The sequence below is a fragment of the Bacteroidota bacterium genome, from assembly GCA_016194975.1.
In the GTDB taxonomy this organism is placed as follows: Bacteria; Bacteroidota; Bacteroidia; order Palsa-965; family Palsa-965.
Window position 1 is genome coordinate 208,943 of record JACQAM010000004.1, and the last position, 21,647, is coordinate 230,589.

Annotated in this window: 17 protein-coding genes; 6 read left to right on the forward strand and 11 right to left on the reverse strand. The window is 43.9% G+C overall.

Annotated features, from left to right (window positions below; all coding sequences use genetic code 11):
- Positions 1-35: 35 nt before the first annotated feature.
- The 9 genes from HY064_02850 to HY064_02890 form a co-directional block, all read right to left on the reverse strand.
- Complete coding sequence (locus tag HY064_02850) at positions 36-1,250, reverse strand: T9SS type A sorting domain-containing protein (GenBank protein MBI3509574.1); 1,215 nt, start codon at positions 1,248-1,250, stop codon at positions 36-38.
- Positions 1,251-1,398: 148 nt separating this feature from the next.
- Positions 1,399-3,018: a T9SS type A sorting domain-containing protein gene (locus HY064_02855; protein MBI3509575.1), complete on the reverse strand. Its 1,620-nt coding sequence runs from the start codon at positions 3,016-3,018 to the stop codon at positions 1,399-1,401.
- Positions 3,019-3,107: 89 nt separating this feature from the next.
- Entirely contained in the window at positions 3,108-4,709 is a 1,602-nt protein-coding gene (locus tag HY064_02860) for a T9SS type A sorting domain-containing protein (GenBank protein MBI3509576.1), read from the reverse strand.
- Between the two features lie 176 nt (positions 4,710-4,885).
- On the reverse strand, positions 4,886-6,001 hold the full coding sequence (locus HY064_02865; GenBank protein ID MBI3509577.1) for a PKD domain-containing protein: 1,116 nt from the start codon (positions 5,999-6,001) through the stop codon (positions 4,886-4,888).
- Positions 6,002-6,007: 6 nt separating this feature from the next.
- Positions 6,008-7,357, reverse strand: coding sequence for an outer membrane beta-barrel protein (locus HY064_02870; protein MBI3509578.1), 1,350 nt, complete (start codon positions 7,355-7,357; stop codon positions 6,008-6,010).
- Positions 7,354-7,935 (reverse strand): sigma-70 family RNA polymerase sigma factor, encoded by a 582-nt coding sequence (locus HY064_02875; protein ID MBI3509579.1) that lies wholly within the window; start codon positions 7,933-7,935, stop codon positions 7,354-7,356. The genes HY064_02870 and HY064_02875 overlap by 4 nt, the downstream gene beginning before the upstream one ends.
- Positions 7,936-8,045: 110 nt before the next feature.
- Entirely contained in the window at positions 8,046-10,628 is a 2,583-nt protein-coding gene (locus HY064_02880) for a carboxypeptidase-like regulatory domain-containing protein (GenBank protein ID MBI3509580.1), read from the reverse strand.
- A gap of 332 nt (positions 10,629-10,960) precedes the next feature.
- Positions 10,961-11,983, reverse strand: a complete 1,023-nt coding sequence (locus HY064_02885) for an amidohydrolase (protein ID MBI3509581.1) — start codon at positions 11,981-11,983, stop codon at positions 10,961-10,963.
- Positions 11,984-12,060: 77 nt separating this feature from the next.
- Positions 12,061-12,594, reverse strand: a complete 534-nt coding sequence (locus tag HY064_02890) for a 3-hydroxyanthranilate 3,4-dioxygenase (protein MBI3509582.1) — start codon at positions 12,592-12,594, stop codon at positions 12,061-12,063.
- Between the two features lie 109 nt (positions 12,595-12,703).
- Here HY064_02890 and HY064_02895 point away from each other — a divergent pair, with 109 nt between their 5' ends.
- From HY064_02895 to HY064_02915, 5 genes are all read left to right on the forward strand, one after another.
- Positions 12,704-14,035: a hypothetical protein gene (locus HY064_02895; protein ID MBI3509583.1), complete on the forward strand. Its 1,332-nt coding sequence runs from the start codon at positions 12,704-12,706 to the stop codon at positions 14,033-14,035.
- Between the two features lie 12 nt (positions 14,036-14,047).
- Positions 14,048-14,830: an SDR family oxidoreductase gene (locus HY064_02900; protein MBI3509584.1), complete on the forward strand. Its 783-nt coding sequence runs from the start codon at positions 14,048-14,050 to the stop codon at positions 14,828-14,830.
- A 368-nt stretch (positions 14,831-15,198) separates the two neighbouring features.
- Positions 15,199-15,585: a large conductance mechanosensitive channel protein MscL gene (gene mscL / locus HY064_02905; GenBank protein MBI3509585.1), complete on the forward strand. Its 387-nt coding sequence runs from the start codon at positions 15,199-15,201 to the stop codon at positions 15,583-15,585.
- Between the two features lie 6 nt (positions 15,586-15,591).
- The gene (locus HY064_02910; GenBank protein MBI3509586.1) at positions 15,592-16,548 is read left to right on the forward strand and encodes a DUF3078 domain-containing protein; all 957 of its coding nucleotides are present in this window, start codon (positions 15,592-15,594) and stop codon (positions 16,546-16,548) included.
- Positions 16,549-16,624: 76 nt separating this feature from the next.
- Positions 16,625-17,719 carry a T9SS type A sorting domain-containing protein gene (locus HY064_02915; GenBank protein MBI3509587.1) on the forward strand — a complete coding sequence of 365 codons (1,095 nt, stop codon included), beginning with the start codon at positions 16,625-16,627 and terminating at the stop codon, positions 17,717-17,719.
- A 140-nt stretch (positions 17,720-17,859) separates the two neighbouring features.
- Here the strand turns inward: HY064_02915 and HY064_02920 are convergent, their stop codons facing one another.
- Together HY064_02920 and HY064_02925 are read right to left on the reverse strand one after the other, a co-directional pair.
- Positions 17,860-18,558 (reverse strand): response regulator transcription factor, encoded by a 699-nt coding sequence (locus tag HY064_02920; protein MBI3509588.1) that lies wholly within the window; start codon positions 18,556-18,558, stop codon positions 17,860-17,862.
- Positions 18,555-20,120 carry a HAMP domain-containing histidine kinase gene (locus HY064_02925; protein ID MBI3509589.1) on the reverse strand — a complete coding sequence of 522 codons (1,566 nt, stop codon included), beginning with the start codon at positions 20,118-20,120 and terminating at the stop codon, positions 18,555-18,557. Before HY064_02925 ends, HY064_02920 begins: the two co-directional genes overlap by 4 nt.
- Positions 20,121-20,259: 139 nt before the next feature.
- On the opposite strand from HY064_02925, the gene HY064_02930 reads away from it, so the two are divergent.
- Positions 20,260-21,645, forward strand: a complete 1,386-nt coding sequence (locus tag HY064_02930; GenBank protein MBI3509590.1) for a T9SS type A sorting domain-containing protein — start codon at positions 20,260-20,262, stop codon at positions 21,643-21,645.
- Positions 21,646-21,647: the final 2 nt, after the last annotated feature.

A 21,647-nucleotide genomic window follows, 5' to 3' on the forward strand; every position in this document is an offset into this window, starting at 1 on the left:
GGCCAATGGCCAACCCTTATTTAAGGCGTATAGTATTACTCCACTACTAATTTCTTCGTGATAATTTCGCCGGATTCTTTTCTTGCGGTGATAAAATAAATTCCATGTTCAATATCCATTGGTAATTCCAGCGGAATAATATTTTCCCCGGAAGAAAGTTCCACTTCGCGATTAATAATTTCTTTTCCGTTAATATCCGTGACGGAATATTTCATCTTCAGATTCTTATCCGCAATAATTTTCATCGTTGAATTTCCATTGGAGGGATTCGGACAAAGTGTAATAAAATCATCCAGCTTGCGGAGTTCATTCAATCCCGCCGGACTGGAAATTTTAAGAATGGTTCCGTTATCGCCCACAGCCCATCCAACAGTTGTAGTAACAAAATGAACGGAGCGCAAAAAACTGATCATGAATGTTTGTTGCTGTGTCCAGGAAGTTCCCCCATTCGTCGTTGTGTAAATGTATCCTGAATCACCAACCACCCATCCATCAGTAAGAGAAGGGAAACTGATTCCGCGGAAAGTATGGGACACTCCGGACGTAAGAGAATTCCATGTGGTTCCTCCATTGGTTGTTTTGTCAATGGTTCCATTTGTTCCGCATTCCCATCCTGTTGTTGCATTGAAAAAATCTACGGAATATAAATTGTAACTGTTCGGCGGAGTTTGCGATCCCCATGTTGATCCTGAATTTGCAGTGTTAAGAATAAATCCCTGCGTGGAAGGTGCAGAAGATCCCGCAACCCATCCTGTTGTGGTGTTTAAAAATTTCACACTCATCAGTGAATTGCTTTGTGTACTTGTTTGCGGAGTCCATGTTGTTCCTCCATTGGTAGTATGCAACATCACTCCCGAAAAACCGCAAGACCATCCGTTATTTGCATCGGTAAAATAAATGGAACGGAGATTGGTTGTGACGGTGCTCGATTGTGGATTCCAGTTCGCACCTCCGTCTGTGGTGTGAAAAATAATTCCTCCGTCGCCGCAGGCCCACCCGTTATTTGCATCTACAAAATTTATACTGCGGAAATTGTTGGTCGTGGTCACATTTTGCTGCGCCCAGTTATTTCCACCATCCACCGTATGAAGAATTGTTCCTGCAAATCCTGCTACCCAACCATTGTTGACATCAGGAAAAGAGCAACCATAAAGATCATTGGAGCCAACACCGGTTTGCTGGTTCCAGGTGATCTGTGCCGAAGCGTTGAGGGCAGTAAATAAAATGCAGAAGGAGTAAATTTTTTTCATGCGGAATTGTTTTTTGTTTACGTGAAGATGCGAAAAAAAAAGTGGAGTACGAAATACGAAAAGATACTAAAAGTTGCATAAAAAAACAGGCAGGAAATGTTTGCCATTTACCTGCCCGCCTCAACTGAAGGGTTCGGAAACTAAAATTCTATTCGGCCATCATTTTCCCACGGGCTATAATCAGATTTTTATTCGTCACGGTGTAAAAATACAGCCCGGCCGCAGGAAGATCAGATCTCCCGATTCCAATCACCTCATTCGCCGGGCTGTTTATACACAACACTAATTCTCCAATAGCGTTGTAGACAGAAACTGTATTCGATTCATTGTTGATGGTGTTAAGCTGAATATTAAATTGATCGTGAAATGGATTCGGATACGCAACTACATTCGACTCGTTAGGAAAAATTTCGTTGGAAGAAAGAACAGGGTCGGGAGCAAGTTTCACTAACCATCCATCTTCGAATGCAGATGAACCATGAAAGTTGGTGACATTTCCATCGGAAGAATAAACTTCTCCTGCAACTAAAAATCCATGATCTGCACTTTGAAGAATCCAATTCGCGCCGTCGTAATGAGAACCGCCGAATGCAATTTCCCAATCGAGCGCGCCTGTAGGATTGAATGCATTTATTTTTGCCACCCAGCAATCGGCGCTGTCAACAAAGGTGGAAGCGGCAGGTTGATGCCCGGTAATTTCTCCATCGTAAGAGAATGCTCTTCCACACACCACGTAACCGCCTTCAGTGGTCAATGCAATATTCAAAGCAAAGTCATTTCTTGTTCCTCCGCAACAACGCTGCCACTGGAGATTTCCTGCCGAATCTGTTTTCACCACCCAATAATCATTCAGGCCGTGATTACCGCTCACATCTCCTGAAACGGAAGTGGTGCTTCCGCAAAAAACAAATCCTCCATCGGGAGTCTGGCAAACACTACGCACACCTTCATCTCCTGCACCACCATAATTTTTTGTCCACGCCACTGTTCCGTTCGCATTTAATTTTGCGAGTACAGCATCATATCCGCCATGACTTGCGCCGATATCTCCTGAATTATTTGAATTGGAATTTCCTCCAACGAGATAACCTCCGTCCGAAGTCTGCATCAATGCAGCAGGAAAATTATCTATTCCTGATCCGCCAATTGCCCGTTCCCATTGGAGGATTCCGTTTTTATCTAATTTGATGACCCACCAATCGAATGTTCCGTGATTACCGGTTACATCGTGATCGAGCGAATTGGAACGTCCGCTTATTGCAAAACCGCTGTCGGAAGTTTGTTTGATGATGTAACACCAATCGTCTCCACTTCCCCCGAAATGTTTTGACCATACAATATTCAAAAGGGAATCCATTCTAATTACCCAATAATCATTGGAACCATAATTTCCCGGAAGATCATGATCGCCTGATGCCGAGGGTCCGCAACACGCATATCCTCCATCGAAAGTTCTCACTACGCTCGGAAGCTGATCGCCGCCCGATCCTCCGAAAGTTTTCTGATGACGAAGTGTTCCGTTTGAGTTTACCACTTTCACCCATCCTTCCTGCACCCCCCATTGCGAGTCGCCGGTGAGATCAAAATCATTTGATTCTCCATCACCCGAAGCGACAAATCCTCCATCGGGAAGTTGATCTGCTCCGTTGAAATAATCCATTTTAGTTCCGCCGGTGCAATTCTGCCAGAGTATAGCGGGGGCTTGTGCGCGTGCAATGAAAAATATTCCTGCAATGAATATTGTGCTTAAAGTAATTTTCGTTTTCATAGGGGTTAGTTTTTTTGGTGATGCCCTCTGCTGACTTTTACGCAACGAATGAACAAAGCGTTGGGTGAACAAAAAATATTATGACAAATTTATTCGCGCATAATTTTTTTGAACCCGCCGTTAACGAGAAGAAAATAAATTCCGGGGGGCTGGCTGCTCAAATCAATTTCCTGTTCCGATGTATCCGTTTGTTCGTTGAAAATTATTTCTCCCAGCGTATTGTAAATGACAACAGCCCCCAACTTGTTTTGCGATTGAATGGTGATCATTCCAACTGATGGATTCGGAAAAATTTTCAATGAGTTTTTTTTCTGCGGATCATTCTCACCGAGTGTGGTACAAAGATCTGCAATGACTCCGCCATGCGTAAGGAAATAGGGATATGAAGTGGTATGAAAACCGGTGAACACTTGTGTCGGAGCATTATTCACAATGAAAGGTGCTGCACTCGTTGCGAGGACAACACTTTGTTCATTGCACCCGGAAATGCCATTGGGGTCTGTTTTTATTACATACACATCACGGCTCACACTGAAACTGGTAGTGGAACCACCCAATACAAAACCACTGTCGTTGGCAAGGTCAAGCATATCGCCGCTATCACTTTGTGCGCCTCCATAAACTTTAACCCACTGTTCATTTCCGTTCGCATCTGTTTTAATAAGTAATGCATCCGTGTTAGATGCCGCAAAATATTGCCGACCTGCTATTGCATAACCTCCATCAGGAGTTTGCTTCAGACCATGACCATACTGTCCGGTAAAATATTTTGCCCATTGCATATTTCCCGTTGCATCAATCTTCAATAAAAAAATTCCCTGTGGAGCCTGCACCACACTGTCGCCATAACCGGTTAAAATAAATCCTCCATCGGAAGTGGCCTGCATACAATTGCCATAAGGTTCTTCGCTGAATGCGGAAGTACCGTATGCTTTCGACCATATCACATTTCCATTAGCATCTGTCTTCACCACATAAATATCTTTTCGTCCTGCACCAAAACTGTAAGTAAAACCTGCGGAAATAAATCCGTTGTCCGGGGTTTGCAGTATGTAAGTGAAATAATCATTGTTCGGGCCGCCGTATGTTTTTGACCAGAGTGTATCGCCGGTTGCTTCATCAAGTTTCATCATGATCGCATCTCCGCCTCCCGCACCTACCCCGAACCCGCCACCGCCTACTACAAAATTTCCATCGGCACACTGAATGACCGGGTAGGCATCTTCTCCTGATGGAGACATTTGTTTGCACCAGATAATATTTCCATTCGCATCAAGGCGCGTAATGTGTCCGCTTCCGCTGCTATTGCACGCAACTTTTCCTCCAGCTGCAATTACTCCGCCGTCATTTACCGGCCAAACTTCATTGATGTATTCACCATCACAAACACCGCCCGTGCCACCGAATGCAGAAGTCCATAAAGTATCACCATTATTATCCGTACGGATAACATAACTTTTTCCCTGGTTTGCAGGAAGGAAACTACTCGTAGATGCGCCGAAAACATAACCACCACCGGGCATAGCATGCATATCCGTCGCATTGTCGCCACTTGATCCTCCGTATATTTTCTGAAAGATCAATTGCGCACCGGCATGAAAAGCAGGAATGAGAATAAAGAATAACATCATGAAAAAAACACTTGCCGGTTGAGTTTTTTTCTTTTGTGCAGAAGTAGTGTTTGTGTTCATAGTGCGTCTTTTTATATAATGGAAAAAAATACTCCCGGAAAAATGCTTGAAGTGATCCGTAGAGATAAAAAAATAAAACGGGATTCAAAGTGATTCCCGGGATAAGGATAAAATCCTTTCCCTTCATAAGACTATCACGAATGAAAAAACAATAACGTTGGGTGGTGCAAAAAAATTTATTGGTAAGAAACGGCCATTACAGCTTCTCCATTATTAATCTGCAATGAATCGGTAGCTGAATAAACTTTGCAATTAAAATAAACATGAAGTTTTTTTGTCGTTTCTCCATTCTGGTTATTATCGTAACTATCAGCGGCAACAAGTTTAAAATAATTGAATGCCGATTGCGCTGAATTGTCGGAAGAATAAATTGTTCCTGACGCATCCGTCCATTCTACTGTTACATTGGAAAAAGCTCTTGGATTAGGATTAGTTGTTATTGCCGGTGAAAAATAGAAATAGGAATAGCTGCCCGTGAAACTCTGCGTTGCCACGTTGCGCACCAGTTCACAAATGTGATTATTAGCATCGGTAACGATAAGATGAACGGAATAAACTCCGTTTACCGCATACGTATGAGAAGGATTTGCCGCAGAGGAATTATTTCCATCACCGAAATCCCATTGGTAAGTGAACGGCGCCTGGCCACTTACAGCAGGAGTGAACAGAACAGTTGTGCCGGTTACAGAAGAACCGAATGCGGCCGAGCATGCTGCATCCGGAATTCCTACGTTGACTAAATACGAACTTACACTCACAGTTGTATTGGTGAACGTCACAGAATTGGAGACAAGATATTTTCCCGGGCGCGCATAAGTATGAAGAGGATTTTGTGTTGTTGAAATTATTCCGTCGCCAAAATCCCAGAGATAAGAAGACGCTGTTCCGTTTTGCGGTGCAGAATAGAACTGTACATTAAACTCTGTTGGAGCTCCACCTGGAATTTTATACGCGTAATGCCCGGGGGAAAGTGACGTGTTGATCGCCGCATTTCCATTGGGAACGGAAGGTTGAAAATCGTTGATCGTAATTTTGATTCCGTTGCCGCAGGAAGTGCAATTGTAAACATGAAGATCGCCGGTGAAATTGTAAATACCGTACACGTCCTGCGTGTGCGAAGAATACATGTAATAATTATTTTCTCCCGCGTGCATATTCACCACAGCGCTGCCCACTGTGCCTGTAAAATAAAATACAGGTGAAGAAATTACCGATTGCGGATCCTCTCTGCGACAGGAAGCTGAAGAAAAAATAATCGTCAATGCGAATAGTATTTTGAGTGCTGTTCTCATTTTATTTTAAAAAGTGTAAAGCAATAGCAGCCGCGCTCCATAAACAGTACTCCCGTGATTTTCCCCATCAGTAAAGTAAGACTGTCGTTTAATGGTTCCAATGCCAATCATATCCTGGAGTTCAATATCCCAATGGCGGCCGATACCGTATCTGCAAAACATACTTAACTGAACATCGACGCGATTGAATCCATCCATGTGGCCATATTCGTTTTTCGTTTGCATTACCTGCGGTTGGTTGCCATCTGTCTGCTGCCCTATTTCTATCCTGCTTGTAGTATTGAAAAGATAATTTATATCAATTCCTATTCCGGCAATAAAATGTTTTCCTGTTTTTCTCTCAATAAGAAACGGGAAACTCATGTAGTGCAGTTGTTGCGGAATGATAGTCGTGATCGTATTGTTCATTCCGAATCCGGGTTTAGAATCAGAAATAATTTCGCGGTATCCTTTTAAATATCCGATCCGCTCATAGTGAATTCCGAATCGTACCGCCCACTTCGGTTTAAGTTCCCGTTCCATTTCCATTCCTGCGATCGGGTTGAAACCTCTGGCCTCAACACCACTTCCGTATTTCCATCCGATCGTGTAGTTGGCTCCTGCAACCACAATGAATTTTGTTTTTTTCATAGCTGAATCAGTAGTGCTTCCGATATGTCCGTTTTCTTTTGCATGCGCCGTGTCTGCGCTTTTCGCCAGCATCTCATTACTGTTCCTGATCGTCGCGATCGTATCCTCACCGAGTATATTTCCATAATGAAAATGAAGATTCTGTTTCAATGCGTGATGAAATTCTTCCGTGAGAAAATTATCCTTGTTGGTTTGCAGATCCAGATTATCCGAAGACGAGACGAGTATTTCGGAATGATCTGTATGTTTAGCGGCAGGAATGATCAGCGATGAATTTAAATTTGCGCCGGTGTGTTGTTGGCCTGAATTGGTGTTGTTGCCTGCATCGTTCGCCGTGTGCGCGTTGATGCGCGATGTGGAATTCCCGTTGGATGAAGTTGAATTTCCAGAGGAAGAAAGCGGACTATTATCCGAATGAATTATTCCTGAATTGCCGGAATTATTTTTCACGTCCGCAGCGTTATTCGCTTTTACCGGAAATGTTTGAATAATTTTTTCCTGGTGAATACCCGGCGTGAGGAATAATTTCATTGTGAAAAAAGTTGCCAGGCATCCGCAGAGAAGGCCGGAAAAATAAATGAACATCCATTTTTTTCGTTTGTCTTTTTTCAGCCGGGAATCAAGCAGTTCTTCGGCTCTTTCCCAGTTCTCTTCATCGAACGGGAAATCCGGCTCGGTGAATTTCGAACTCAGCGTTTCTTCCCATTTGTCCAGATTATTTTTCACGCTACTTCTGATTTTGAAATATATTTTTTAAAAAGTTCCCGCAATTTTGTTCTCGAAAAATTCAGGTGCCAGCGCGATGTTCCTTCCGTCATCGCCATCATATCGGAGATCTCCCTGTGATTGAATCCGTCAATGACATAGAGCGTAAAAACACGGCGGCTTACCGGCGGAAGTTTAATGATAAGACTGTGAATCTGATCGACATCCATTTTCACCAGCGCATCATTTAATTCGGCGTGATGTGCCGTCTCGGTATATTCTTCCACGTAATCAATCACCTCCTGGTGTTTCTTTTCTTTCCGGTATTCATCAATGAGAATATTGATCATTATTTTCCGAATCCATTTTTTGAACGGGACTTCCGGTTTATACTTTTCCAGATTGTAAAGAATTTTTGTGAACCCGATATTGAGCATTTCCTTGGCATCATCTTTCGAATTCGAATAACGCAGACAAATGCTCAGAAGATAACTGTACGTGAGCCGGTACAATTCGTACTCGGATTTGCGCTCCCGGCGGATGCAGGCAGTTATCAGGTCGAGATCAATGTTCATGAAGAAGAAAGTTACTCCTTTCATTTGACCCTTACGAATGAAATCAGCCAATTGTTGGGTGTAAAATGAATTTTTTACGCCTGCTGCCAACTCAGAACTGCCTGCTGCTTACTACCGATGAGAACTGCTCAATGCTAATAACTCCACTTCCTCGTAAACGTGTTGTAATAACTTATCCCGACTTTGTAAGTGATGGCTGCTTTCGTTACGTTACTGTCTGCCGTTACTGCGAAAACTCCAATGCGGAAAAGTTGTTTTTTGATGCGGACGATCCGTTCGAGTCCCAGGAAGAATTCTTCGTGCGTGAATTTCTGATCAGGGATCATCAATACGCCGCCGCCGACCGCCGCAGTAATTTTCAATTTGTTGAAGAACGGAATTTTTGTTCCGAATACACCTTCGAAATGATGAATGTAATTCAAACGGAAAAAAGAATTCGATGTGCTCAACCGGGGGCCGAGCAACTGGAAGGAACGCATGGGATCGGAAAAAATAAACGAGTCGGAGCCGCGGAAATATTTATACTCGAGCAGGCGCAGATCTTTTTTATTGAGGAATGAACCATAGAGAATATTCCAGTCGCTGGTTCCGAATCGCCCGAGCTTGAGTTCATCCTGGCTGCCGATCTCGATGTAATCGAAATCAATTTCGCTGTTGAACAAACCGGGAATTCCTTTGCGGTAGAAAAAACGGATCTCAGGATATTTTGTTCCGATGATAATTTTTTTGTGATTCTTGATAATATATTTCTGTTTGAAACGATATTTCAATTCAAGACGAACTTCCGATTTGATGTATTCCTGGAAATCGGACGGCGTATTGAGTGTATCGAAAAGATATTGCGACCACGATTCTAATTTCATTCCTGTGATCGGAAATTTATCGCTGTATTCCAATGTAAGTTCGGCGTAAAGCCCGTTCACCAATTCTGCACGCTGCGCCACGCTGATCTCACGGCAACGGACATAATTGCTCCGGGCAAAAACAGATTCGAGCGACGCATAATTATTCACCATGTCGTAGTAATCGCCGACGCGCACGAACGTGCGCACGAAATGCAGGGGCATGTACGTGAGCCCTACTCCCACTTTACCGCGCACATCTTTATTGAGAAATCCGTAATCGATCTGCTCTTCCGTTTCTAATTTATATCCGTTGTCAAAATCTTTATTGAAATATCCGCCGAGTTTCTGGCGATATCCTCCTACGCCGAACGGAACCACATCAGCAATGAGCGGATCGAAAAAGAATTCTGTTCCGGTTGCACGATTGCGATGCCCAACTCCATTCAATAAAAAACTCCACACGTTGATGTGATTGAAAGAGGAATCGATATGCGCATAGTAAGCGGGACTCGTGTAATATTCCGTGAGTGAATCCACTTTATGCACGTAGGAAATTTCTTTGTCTTCGAGATGCAGCGGACGATTCTCCGACCAGTACGTACTGTCTTTATCGAACGCATCATCGGCATAATGTTTCACTTCGTCGTTGAAAGTTTTCGGCGGAATAGTTCCGTTCACCACATAATTTGTGTGATCGACACGCGTGTTTCCGATGATGTTGTATTTTCCTTCGCGGATCGTGTAATTGAATTCACGACGCACCGGGAGATAAACAGATGAATCGACTTCGGAATAATCTTCGATCACGGAAAAATCTTTGCAATATAAAAGTGCACCTGAATTGATATTGAGATTGACAGAGACGATAGCCCAGGTAGAATCCTCAATGAAAATTGTTCCGTAAAACAAAGCGTCTTCATTGAAGAGCGGAATTACATTGATGCGATGAATTGTTTTTCCGTTCTCTTCGAAGGAAGAAACATATTCGAAACGATAACTGAGAAATGCTCCTGTAGCAGCCGGAGATTTCAGCGGGCGCGAACAAAGAGAAGGTGCATCAATTTCATTTTTGTAAAAATTAAAATCGGCACTCTGTGCATCACTGACCAACAGATATGGATTATCTGCTTCGTACGTAACGGGCGCGATCTCGTGCTCGCCGTATTCCACGCCTACGCTTGCGCCTCCGTTCCCGCCTTCGTACTTTTTCTTTCCTGCATAATCGTGGTAAGCAATTATATTTTCCTTGAATTGATTCGGCGCTTTGAAAAAAGTAGTGGAAACCGATTCGATGAGATTCAGGTGATCGTCGTTGATCTCTGCCTGCAGATCTTCTCCCTTATTTTTTTTCTTTCCTTTTTTCGTAGTGTCAACTTTCGGCGGTGCAATAGGAACAATGGCGGAATCCGGTTTCTCTCGCAGTATTTTTTCCAATGAAGATTTCTGGTACGTATCGCATTTATAATTCTGCACGCGGTTCCAGTAATCGTCACGATGAGCAATCACTTCTTTCATAATTTCTTTTCCTTTATCGCGATCGCCCTTCGCCGTGATCTGCGCTTCATTCAGCACGCGCACATCGGAATTCATCACCACGTTCACTTCGCTTGCATGATCATCGCTGATCACAATATTTTTTTCCTGGGAAACGAAACCGAGCTGCGAAAAAACGAGGGTGTAATTTCCTGCTTTCAATTCCATAAAATACGCGCCGGTAAGATTGGTATTAACGCCGTACGTGGAATTTTTCACACCAACAACAACAAAAGGAAGCGGCTGACCTGAAGTATCGCGCACCACACCTTTCACTACGCCGGCAAAAGCGAAGACTGGGAAAATAAAAAGAAGAAAAAAAAGAATGCTTTTACGCATGAGTGGGAGTCGGAAACAAATGTACATCACATTACGGAGACGGAATGTTCCTTTAACAGTTGTGCGTAAGACGGGGAGAATAGCAGATTAGTTACAGGGGGAATTCAAATTTCGATGATTCAAAGATTAGAGTTTATATCGATTAAGAGTTGTATAACAATGATTGCAAGCGCTCCATTATTAAAAACTGAGCATTTGCAAGGCATTCCCGATGCTCAGTCTGATTCATTTGAATGTCAAAAAGTTTCCTGTTTCGCATTTAGTATATTTTCGCATATTCGAAGCGGGCAGGGTTTTGTGAGGTGACATTCGCAGTTCGCGCCCCGCGAAGTCTAAGCTCCTTCAAAAAAACTCTTCTCCATCCCCAGCCATTCCAGCGCCGATCTGTGCAGCAGCATTTCTTTCTTCTCATCATTCCACTTCATCGATTTAATTAATTCTCCCGGAATATTTTCTCCGAGGGGAAAAGGGTAATCGCTTCCCAATGCAATTCTACCGGCGCCAAAAAGATCGACAATGTATTCGAGCATGCGCGCATCGTGTACAAGCGAGTCGAGCCAGAATTTACCAATGTAATTTTTCGGCGGAATATTATTGTCAATGGCAGTAAGATCGGGACGGCAATCAAATCCGTGCTGCACTCTTCCAATGGTTGCAGGAAAACTTCCCCCACCGTGAGCGAATGCAACACGAAGTTCAGGAAGTTTTTCAAAAATTCCACCGAAGATCATAGAGCAAATGGCGCGCGAAGTTTCTGCCGGCATTCCCACGAGCCAGGGCAACCAGTATTTCTGCATTTCTTTTTCGCCCATCATTTCCCACGGGTGAATGAAAATCGCCATGCCAAGTTTTTCGCACACAGAAAATATTTCGAAAAATTCCGGCTCATCCAGATTTTTCTGATTCACATTCGTGCCGATCTGTATTCCGCGCAATCCAATTTTCCTGCAACGCTCCAATTCCTGCACAGCCAATTTTGCATCCTGCATGGGAATGGTGCCGAGCCCAATGAAACGTTTCGGAAATTTTTTTACAATTTCCGCAATATGATCATTGAGAAAAACAGAAATTTCCAGGCCATCTTTCGGTTTTGCCCAATAAGAAAATAGTACAGGTACGGTCGAGAGCACCTGCACGTGCACGCGGTGGTGATCGCACTCGTGCATGCGCTTGTCCGCGCTCCAGCAATTGTCCTCCACTTCGCGGAAAAATTTTCCATCATCGCGGATCATTCGCGCACAACAGCTTTTATGATGATCAAGTTGAATGAATCCACCATAACCGAATTTTTCTTTCCAGTTTGGGATATTCTCAGGGAGAATGTGGGTGTGAATGTCGATGGTTAATATTTCCATAAAATTCAAGATCCAAAATTCAAGATCCAAGATTGGCACGGCACGGAACGCAATTTTGAATCTTGAATTTTGAATTTTTAATGACTGGAAGATTTTGTAGGAACAGGCGGCTCCATTACATGTCCGCAGTTTTTACAGGTGCGCAGTTTTTCATTGCCGTAGAATTTTGCGAAAACACCCTGGAATTGTGTTTGAATATCAGTGAGCACAAAATATTCTTCGTAAAGTTTTTCATTACACTTTTCACAGAACCACAACAGTCCGTCCTTCTCTCCTTCGCGGCGCTTGCGTTCCATTACCAGTCCAATTGTATTTTCTCCCCGTACCGGATTGTGCGGCACATTCGGAGGAAGCAGGAAAATTTCTCCTTCGTTGATAGGAACATCCACCGCTTTCCCATTCTCCTGGATTTTTACCGTGACGTTTCCCTCGAGCTGGTAAAAAAATTCTTCACTCTCATTGAAGTGATAATCTTTTCTTGCATTCGGTCCGCCAACGACCATGACAATGAATTCGGTGTCCTTGTAAACAACTTTATTATTTACGGGAGGTTTCAGCAGGTGACGATTTTCGTCGATCCATTTTTTGAAAGAGAAAGGGCGTGTGATCATGAGTTTGATTTTTATACGACGAAGTTAATTGTAAATGTGCTAATGTGCTAATGCGTAAATGTGCTAATGTGCTAATGAAAAAGAATCGTTTCTTCACTACATTTGAACGATGAACAAATACCAATGTCCACAGTGCGGCGCTGCAAGTTCCATGAAAGTTTCGGCCACGCATTATCATTGCATTTACTGTGATAGTGATTTTGAAGTGAAAGCTGATGCCGGAGATCTCATCAATGATATTCTTAAAAAACAAACTGCGAATTACACTTCGACTCCTTATCAAACAAATCCTTCCGCCAATTATCCGAATTACGATGAGCTTAGTAGAAAACGGAAAACCGCTGTGATGACAGGAATGCTTGCAGGGATTGTGATGGTCGCGGGAGTTGCAGGATTTGTTTTTTTCAAAGCAAAAAACACGACTGGCAATTCGCTTGGGGGTGATAGAAACTGGTCGGCGGCAACGATCACTTCTTATCATTTATTCAACGGTAGCAAAGGCCCTGTTGCCTGGGTGCTGAGTGAGCAAAGCGGTTTCTCGCTCGACAGTGAACGTTACACCATGCAGATCTTCGATCCGATTAAGAATTCGGCGAAGAAAGAATTTCTTTTTGTTCCTGATGTAACGTGGCATGATGGATTCAGTTCGGGCGATTTCATTGGCGATTTTTACGCGCAGGGTGATACGTGCTGGCAGGCGAACAAACGCGACGGACTGATAGCGCGTGATATTTATTCCGGGAATGTTCTCGTTGATGCTAACCAGATGAAAAAAAATTATCCGCAGTTCGCTGCGGGAATAACTCAGGTGTCTTCGTATTATAACAACCGTTACTTCGAAGTGAATACGGCCGATGGTTTTGATTTTGTTTTTCTTCCGTCTTTGAAAAAAGTGTACTCCAAATCGGAATGGGATAAAGCGAATGATGAACGGAAAGTGATGCATAATTTTTTCACCCTCTCCGAAAGTTCGCGTCCTGCGCTCTACATTTCAAAAGAAAAAAGTTATGCGCTCGATCCCACCTCCATGCTTTTTGCCAATGAAGTTGACGGGTATGGTTCACTCGCGGGTATGCCCGATTACATGCGCGCGGATGTGAAAGAATTCAAAAATATCCCGGACAAAGTTTTTTTCAACGGTACTCTGCTTTCTGCGAATGATGCTCGTGCGGTGATCGCTTACAAAGAAAGTAATGCGCAACAATCGGCACTTCACATTGTGTGTTATGATAATTCGGGGAAGCAATTATGGGATCTTGGTGGTTCATCGCTGAAACCATTCTCTGATGAATACGGCGCCAATAACAATGCACTGCAATTGGTAGAAGGTAAAAACAACATTGTGATCTACATGACCGCCGGCAACCGTAATGCGATCGGCGTGAACGTGGCAACCGGAAAAATTTCCTGGAGCTATGAAAGACCTGATCAAACATTTTAATTTTTTTGAACTATGAATATTGATCTCAGAGGAAAACATGCTCTTGTTTGCGGAAGTTCGCAGGGAATCGGCAAGGCTGCGGCTATGGAACTTGCATTGCTCGGCGCTGATGTTACACTTGTTTCGAGAAATGAACCGCGATTGAAAAATGCGGTGGCTGATCTCGGCGGAGAAGGAAAACACAATTATCTCGTCGCCGATTTTTCCGATCCGAAACAGGTAAAAAATGTAATTGCGGATTTTCTAAAAAAAGAAAAGATCATTCATATTCTCGTGAACAATACCGGCGGGCCTTCTGCCGGGCCGATCATCGAAGCGAAGACAGAAGAATTTGAAAGTGCATTTTCCAATCATCTTTTATGCAATCACATTCTCGTGCAGGCCGTACTTCCCGGAATGAAGAATGAAAAATTCGGGCGCATTATCAATATCATTTCCACTTCTGTAAAGCAACCGATCTACGGACTTGGCGTTTCCAATACTATTCGCGCTGCAGTTGCTAATTGGGCAAAAACACTTTCCATGGAAGTAGCTCCATTCGGGATCACGGTTAATAATGTGCTGCCCGGCGCAACAGCAACACAACGTTTGTTCGTGATCATCGAGGGAAAAATGCAGAAGAAAGGAATGTCGCGCGAAGAAGCGGAAAAAGAAATGCTCCGGGAAATTCCTGCTGCACGATTCGGCGCTCCTGAAGAAGTTGCAGCGGCCATTGCATTTCTCGCTACACCTGCCGCCGCTTACATCAATGGAATAAATATTCCGGTTGATGGGGGAAGAACAGGAAACCTGTAAGGATTCATCCCGAATCAGATTTTCCAATGAAAGTTTAAAAAAATAAAATTCCAAATCCCAAAATTTCCCTGCTCACTAAAGAAATTTGGGTCGTGGGTCAGTTTCATTCTTTTCATTGTGGCTTTGTGACTTGGTGGCAAAAAATCAGAAATGCCACGAAGGCCCCAGGCCACGATGTTCATTCACGAAGTTCTCAAACTGACCACTACCGAAATTTGGTTCCGATAACCATCGGGATTGGATTTTTCCCTTTGGTATTTTTCTTTTGGTTTAATAACAATTCCCTGTTGATTCTCTTTGTGTAAATGAGTGCAACGCTTTTTTCTGCAGAGTAAATTCGTTGTGCAATTGAAAATTAAAAAAACGAAATGGGGCTCATCAAAGAATTCAAAGAATTTGCGATCAAGGGAAATGTGATCGATCTCGCGGTTGGTGTGGTCATCGGCACTGCCTTCGGAAAGATTGTGAGTTCGCTCATTGAAGATGTGATCACACCGCTCCTTCTCAAACCTGCGCTCGATGCCGCTCACCTCACCAAACTCGAAGAACTCACCGTGATGGGAACGGTGAAGTACGGAAGTTTTTTTGCCGCAGTGATCAATTTCATTCTCGTTGCCTTCACACTTTTTCTTGTGATCAAAGGCATTAATGCTGCGAAAAGAAGAGAAGCGAAAAAACCTGTTCCTCCTCCCGAACCTGCCAAACAGGAATTACTGCTCGCCGAGATCCGCGATCTTCTGCAGGCGAAAAAATAACTGCCCATGAAAAAAATTCTTTTTTTATTTTTTCTCTTCCCGGTTTTTCTTCATTCACAGCCTGCCAGCCGGACGGGCAGGGATTCTCTTGTTCACGATACGGCCAAAGCGTGGAAGCACGGAGGTTTGTTCGCTTTGAATTTTACCCAGTCGTCATTCACCAACTGGGCTTCCGGCGGATCGAATTCTGTTTCCGGGCAAACTACACTTACTGTTTTTGCGAATTACAAAAAGAAAGTTACCACGTGGGATAACGGTCTCGATCTCGCTTACGGATTACTCTACCAGGGAACGGGGCTCATGAGAAAAACAGATGATAAAATTGATTTCACTTCGAAGTATGGCCGCTATGCTTTTAAAAAAGTCTGGTACTATTCTGCGCTCGCCGGATTTAAAACACAATTTCAGCCGGGCTACAATTACAAAGATGATATTTCGAAAACGCTCATTTCCGGTTTTATGTCGCCGGCTTACCTGATCACTGCTATCGGTCTCGATTACAAACCGAGTGAAAAGATCTCGTTGCTGGTTTCTCCATTGACAGGAAGAACAACATTCGTCCTCGACCAGGCGCTTGCCGATTCAGGCGCATTCGGTGTGAAAAAAGCGCAATACGATCTCAACGGAAATAAAATTGCAAATGGTGCGAACATACGCTATGAATTCGGTTCGTATGTTCGCGTACAGTACAAAGCGGAAATCATGAAAAATGTAACGCTCACTTATCGCCTCGAACTTTTTTCGAACTACCTGAAGAAACCGCAGAATGTGGATGTGAATACTGAACTGCTTTTGTCAATGAAGATCAACAAACATATTTCTGCGGGGCTGAACATGCAGGCGATCTATGACGATGATGTGATCATTGCTGTTGATTCCAATCACGATGGCGTGATCGATGCGCATGGCCCGCGTTTGCAATTCAGGCAGGTGCTTGGCGTCGGGTTCAGTGCGAAATTTTAAAATTTTTTCCTGATGCAATTTTTTTGAGAAAGATTTTTGTTTTTTGTAATTTGCATTCTCATTCAAAACCCTCCTCATGAAATTCAAATTACTTTTTGCTTTCATTATTTGCGCATGCATCGTGCACGCGCAGGTATCCGTTTCACTCGTGAGCGCAAGCGCGAGTTGCCTTAATCCATGCAACGGCGCACTTACTTTTTCTGCATCGGGCGGAACTCCTCCTTACACGTACGCGCTCGCACCCGCTACACAACTGAACACATCGGGCGTATTCACGGGCGTGTGCGGAACTTCTTACACCGTTACCGTCGCAGATCTTTTCGGAAATACGGCAACGTATTCCGGTTCACTCACGCTCGTTACTCCTGCGCTCATCACCGGTGTAACAACCGCCGCTGTTGGTCCTCCCTTCGATTATCTCGCAACTGTAAATTACACGGGCGGTGTTGCTCCTTATTATGTGACGTGGGTGCGATTGCCGTTCAACCAGGTTTTGCGCACCGATACGGTGAGTTCTATGAACGACACACTTTCCGGTTTACCTCCGGGAGAATTCAATGTGACGGTAACCGATTCTGCAAATACTGCGATGGGCTGCACACAAAATACTACGCCAATTCCATTTAGTATTTGTGATGCAAATGCAGGAACAGGAACGATCACGATCATTCCTAATGATACAGTTTGTTCAGGCGACCAGATCATTGTTTCATTTATTCCTTCTCCAAATGGCCCCGTGATACCGATGGCGCAAACTTATTTTTCCGATAATCCGAATTGCGATCCGAGCAGCAGCGTCACCGGTTCTTATTCGTGCAACATCACACAGACCACGATTTTCGGCGGATTCTGGATCTATGGATTAACATGCACACCGGTTGTTTATCCACCACTCACTGTGACCGTGATGCCCTGCACCGGAATTCATTCTTATACTTCTGTAAATGCAATTTCTGTTTTTCCGAATCCTTCGAATAGAAATTTCACAGTAAGAACAAATGAAACCAAAGCCATTCCACTCGAGATCTTCGATGAAACGGGAAGGATCTGTTTTTCTGCAATGGTAACCGATGGAGAAAAGATAGAAACGTCCTTACCTGCCGGCATCTACAGTTGCCGTTTTGAAAAAGGGAATGAGGCCAACACGGTGAAATTAGTGGTTGTGCTATAGTACAACGCTTCGCGCATACCACAGGCGCAGGGAACGAATTGCGAATCCCGAACAGCTTCGGGACGAAAATGCGAAGTACGAACTTGCTAACTGTCCGAAAAAGATTGTTCCGCGATGACTGCTGCTGAAACCTGCCGCTTTTATTTCGCGATCAACCTGAATCCTCTTCCGTGAATATTCATGATCTCTACGGTAGGATCATCTTTCAGATATTTTCTCAGTTTAGCGATGTAAACATCCATCGAACGTGAATTGAAATAACTGTCGTCGCCCCAGATGGTATTCAATGCAAAGGAGCGATCGAGTACTTCATTCTTGTGCAGCGCGAGCAAACGAAGAAGATCCGCTTCTTTCGAAGTGAGTTTCTGTGAGCGCGTACCGAAATCAAGCATCTGTCTTTTGTAATCGTATTTGTAATCGCCAATGGTGAACTGCGTTTGTTCCATGTCAATGACATGTCCCTGTGTGCGGCGGAGAATCGCTTTCAGCCGCAGCAACAATTCTTCCATGCTGAATGGTTTGGTAATGTAATCATCAGCGCCGGCGTTGAATCCTTCGATGGTATCTTCCTTCATGGATTTTGCCGTGAGAAAAACCACCGGAATATTTTTGTTGATCGTTCTTATTTCCTTTGCAAGTGTGTAGCCGTCTTTCACGGGCATCATCACATCGAGCAAACAGAGATCGAATGTTCCTTTGCGGAATTGTTCAAATCCTTCTTTGCCATTCGTTGCAAGAACAGTTTGATATCCTTTTGCATCGAGATATTCCTGCAACAGGTGTCCGAGGTTCGGATCATCTTCCGCAAGCAGGATGCGTGTTGTTTTTTCTTCTGTCATAAAACTGGTTTTTCATTTGGGGTGAACGGAAGACGAACGCAGAAGCGGCTGCCTTGTCCCGGCTCGCTTTCCACCCATACCTGTCCTCCGTGTTTTTCTATAATTGCTTTTACATAACTCAAGCCGAGTCCAAAACCTTTTACATCATGGATATTTCCGGTTGGAACGCGGTATAGTTTTTCAAAAACTTTTTTCTGATTTTCGCGACTGATGCCGATGCCATTATCCTGCACGCAGAATTCAAAAATTCCGGGGAGATCACTCGTGATGATACTGATCTTTGGTTTTTCCGGCGTGTACTTCACGGCATTGTCAATGAGATTGTAGATCACATTCTGAATATGTGTTCTGTCGGCAACGATCTGCGAATGTTCTGCACGCAACTCGCAGGAAATACTTCCCTGTTTTTTATCGACGGACAACTGCACATTGGCGATCGCTGCGCGAATGAGTTCGTGCATATCGAACGGAACGGGTTTGAGTTTAAAATTTCCTTTATCGAGAATAGCGGTTTGCAGCACATTTTCCACGAGTACACTCAGCCGTTTGTTTTCCTCTTTTATCATGGAGAGATAACGGTCTTTTCTTTCTTTTGTTTTCGTCACATCTTCATCGCCGAGCACTTCGCACGCAAGCGAGATCGTGGAGATCGGCGTTTTCAGTTCGTGCGTCATGTTGCTGATGAAATCATTCTTCACTTCCGAAAGTTGTTTCTGGCGATAAATGGTGGTAATGGAATAATAGAAAAGCAGAATGATGAAAAGAATGAACATCGCCGAGAGAATAAGCATCACCCACAGTGAACGGAGAATGAAGCTGCGTTCATTGGGAAAATAAACGGAAAGTAAACGCGGCTGCGAAAAAAGGTTGTCGGGAGTAAGACTCACGCGATAGCGCGAAGTGAGCAAACTGTCCTGGAACGGATCGAGCGAATGATGATCGGATTTGAAAACACAAACGGGCGTATTGAGAATAGCCCAGATGTAATGCGTGTTGATGCCACGGCTGGTAAGTTCATTTTTCAGAAGAGAATCGACCAGCGCGGTATCGATGTAGCTGTTGTAATCGTCATACACATTGATGTGAATCACTTCATCAAAAAGATTTCCGAACATGACCGGCGTTTTATTGAAATCTGTTTTCAGAAAACCATTCGGCAGGTAATGCGAAGGCGCATAAAGTGTGTTGTAAGCCGGTATAGAATTATATTCTTTTGAAATCGTATCGCCATAATAAGATTGTTCGCGGCGCGAAGAAGTGTGATGCCCGCCGGAATCCGTATTGAATTCTTCGAACACCTGCAGTTGCCCGTACGTTTTTGAATTTAAACTCGGATGAAACAAACTCTGCCGGCGATAATCGAGCTGCTTGCGAATTCGCATTTCTGCTTTCTCGCGATTGTATTTCCGCGAAACCTGCATGAGCGCTTCACGCACGTCCTGCCCGAAATGTTCGTGACGTTGCGAAATAGCGCCGCTTATCCAGTAATACTGGATCACGCAAAGTCCGACAAGAGCGGTTCCTGCCAGGAATGTGATCAGCTTGGGTGAAACGATTCGCATGCCTAACAAAATTAACAAACCCCTATTTTTCATTCGGAAGGTTAACATTCTTTAACTGGGAATAAATCATCAATTCATCTGCCAACTATCATCTGAAACGCACACCACAATTCATTAATTTTGACAAAAATGTTATCAAATGAAAAAACTACTACTCTTTCTTTCCGTTTCATTTCTCAGCGCAGCAACATTCGCGCAAACGATCCCCAACGGAGGATTTGAAAACTGGAATACTTCATCGTATGAAGATCCGATGTACTACTGGATGACTTCCAACCAGAATAATATTCTGCGCGGACTTCCTGTGAATGCAAACAAAGTTCCCGACCCGCAGGCAGGAACTTATGCCATTCAACTCACCACCGTTTCCAACGCCACGGATACTTCTTTCGGATATTTTATCAATGGAGATCCGAATACTTTGGCTGGTGGAATTCCATACAGCCAGCATCCTGTTACACTCACCGGTTATTACAAAAGCAATATTCCTGCGGGTGATACCGGAATTATTCTTGTCATTTTCAAACAAGCAGGAAGTGCAGTGAGTTTTGATGCCGGGCAATTTTATGGCGTGCACAATACTTACACTCCATTCACAGTCACGCTCAATATTCCCGGATTTGCAACGCCGGATTCGGTGATCATAGGCGCTGCATCGAGCAATGCATTTGTGTTCAACGGAATTCCGGGAAGCATGCTGCAGATCGATAATATTTATTTTACAGGAGTTGTTTCGCAACCGACACAACTGAACGGAAGTTTTGAAAACTGGATTTCGCGTTCCATGTACACTCCTGTGAGTTGGGCTGTTGGTGGCGATACCATTTATCGTTCTACATCTGCGCATAGCGGAACTTATTGTTTGCAACTGAATAACATCAGCAGCGGCGGACCGAATACTGGCTTCGGAGTTGCGACAACAGGCCAACTCACTAACATGGGTCCCGTAGGCGGGCGTCCATACACGCTCATGCAGGACACACTCGTGGGCTGGTATAAATTTCTGCCGGCAGGAATTGACAGTGCAACAGTTTGGATCAATTGCACAAATAATGCGTCAGGAGTTGGCGGCGCTTACGTGGGCTTGCCTCCTGCTGCAGTGTGGACTTCTTTTTCAATTCCATTTTCTTCCTTCAGCGCTCCTGATACTCTTGGATTGACATTTGCTTCTGTTTTCGGAAATGCCGACAGCACGAATACGGGAAGTATTCTTTATGTTGATGATGTGGAACTGAAATCTTCATTGCTGAGTACAGGGACTGAATGGAATAAATTCGGGTTGGTGAAATTGTATCCGAACCCGGCGAGCAATGTGGCGTGGATAGAATTTGAGAATAACAATCCTTCCAATGAAATTATTCTTTCCATCACTGACGCATCCGGAAGAAAAGTTCATGAAGAAAATATTTCTTCCACCGGGCAGCAGCGCATCGCTATCGACCTGCAAAATTTTGCGAGTGGAGTTTATTCTGTTTCACTCGAACAAAATGGGCAGCGAACAGTGAGGAGACTTATTGTTCAGTAAAA

Coding starts and splice junctions, on each gene's coding strand:
- HY064_02850 (MBI3509574.1), bottom strand. CDS start 1,250: ATGAAAAAAATTTACTCCTTCTGCATTTTATTTACTGCCCTCAACGCT.
- HY064_02890 (MBI3509582.1), bottom strand. CDS start 12,594: ATGATCACACGCCCTTTCTCTTTCAAAAAATGGATCGACGAAAATCGT.
- HY064_02920 (MBI3509588.1), bottom strand. CDS start 18,558: ATGACAGAAGAAAAAACAACACGCATCCTGCTTGCGGAAGATGATCCG.
- HY064_02865 (MBI3509577.1), bottom strand. CDS start 6,001: ATGAGAACAGCACTCAAAATACTATTCGCATTGACGATTATTTTTTCT.
- HY064_02900 (MBI3509584.1), top strand. CDS start 14,048: ATGAATATTGATCTCAGAGGAAAACATGCTCTTGTTTGCGGAAGTTCG.
- HY064_02895 (MBI3509583.1), top strand. CDS start 12,704: ATGAACAAATACCAATGTCCACAGTGCGGCGCTGCAAGTTCCATGAAA.
- mscL (MBI3509585.1), top strand. CDS start 15,199: ATGGGGCTCATCAAAGAATTCAAAGAATTTGCGATCAAGGGAAATGTG.
- HY064_02860 (MBI3509576.1), bottom strand. CDS start 4,709: ATGAACACAAACACTACTTCTGCACAAAAGAAAAAAACTCAACCGGCA.
- HY064_02925 (MBI3509589.1), bottom strand. CDS start 20,120: ATGCGAATCGTTTCACCCAAGCTGATCACATTCCTGGCAGGAACCGCT.
- HY064_02930 (MBI3509590.1), top strand. CDS start 20,260: ATGAAAAAACTACTACTCTTTCTTTCCGTTTCATTTCTCAGCGCAGCA.
- HY064_02885 (MBI3509581.1), bottom strand. CDS start 11,983: ATGGAAATATTAACCATCGACATTCACACCCACATTCTCCCTGAGAAT.
- HY064_02880 (MBI3509580.1), bottom strand. CDS start 10,628: ATGCGTAAAAGCATTCTTTTTTTTCTTCTTTTTATTTTCCCAGTCTTC.
- HY064_02910 (MBI3509586.1), top strand. CDS start 15,592: ATGAAAAAAATTCTTTTTTTATTTTTTCTCTTCCCGGTTTTTCTTCAT.
- HY064_02915 (MBI3509587.1), top strand. CDS start 16,625: ATGAAATTCAAATTACTTTTTGCTTTCATTATTTGCGCATGCATCGTG.
- HY064_02855 (MBI3509575.1), bottom strand. CDS start 3,018: ATGAAAACGAAAATTACTTTAAGCACAATATTCATTGCAGGAATATTT.
- HY064_02875 (MBI3509579.1), bottom strand. CDS start 7,935: ATGAAAGGAGTAACTTTCTTCTTCATGAACATTGATCTCGACCTGATA.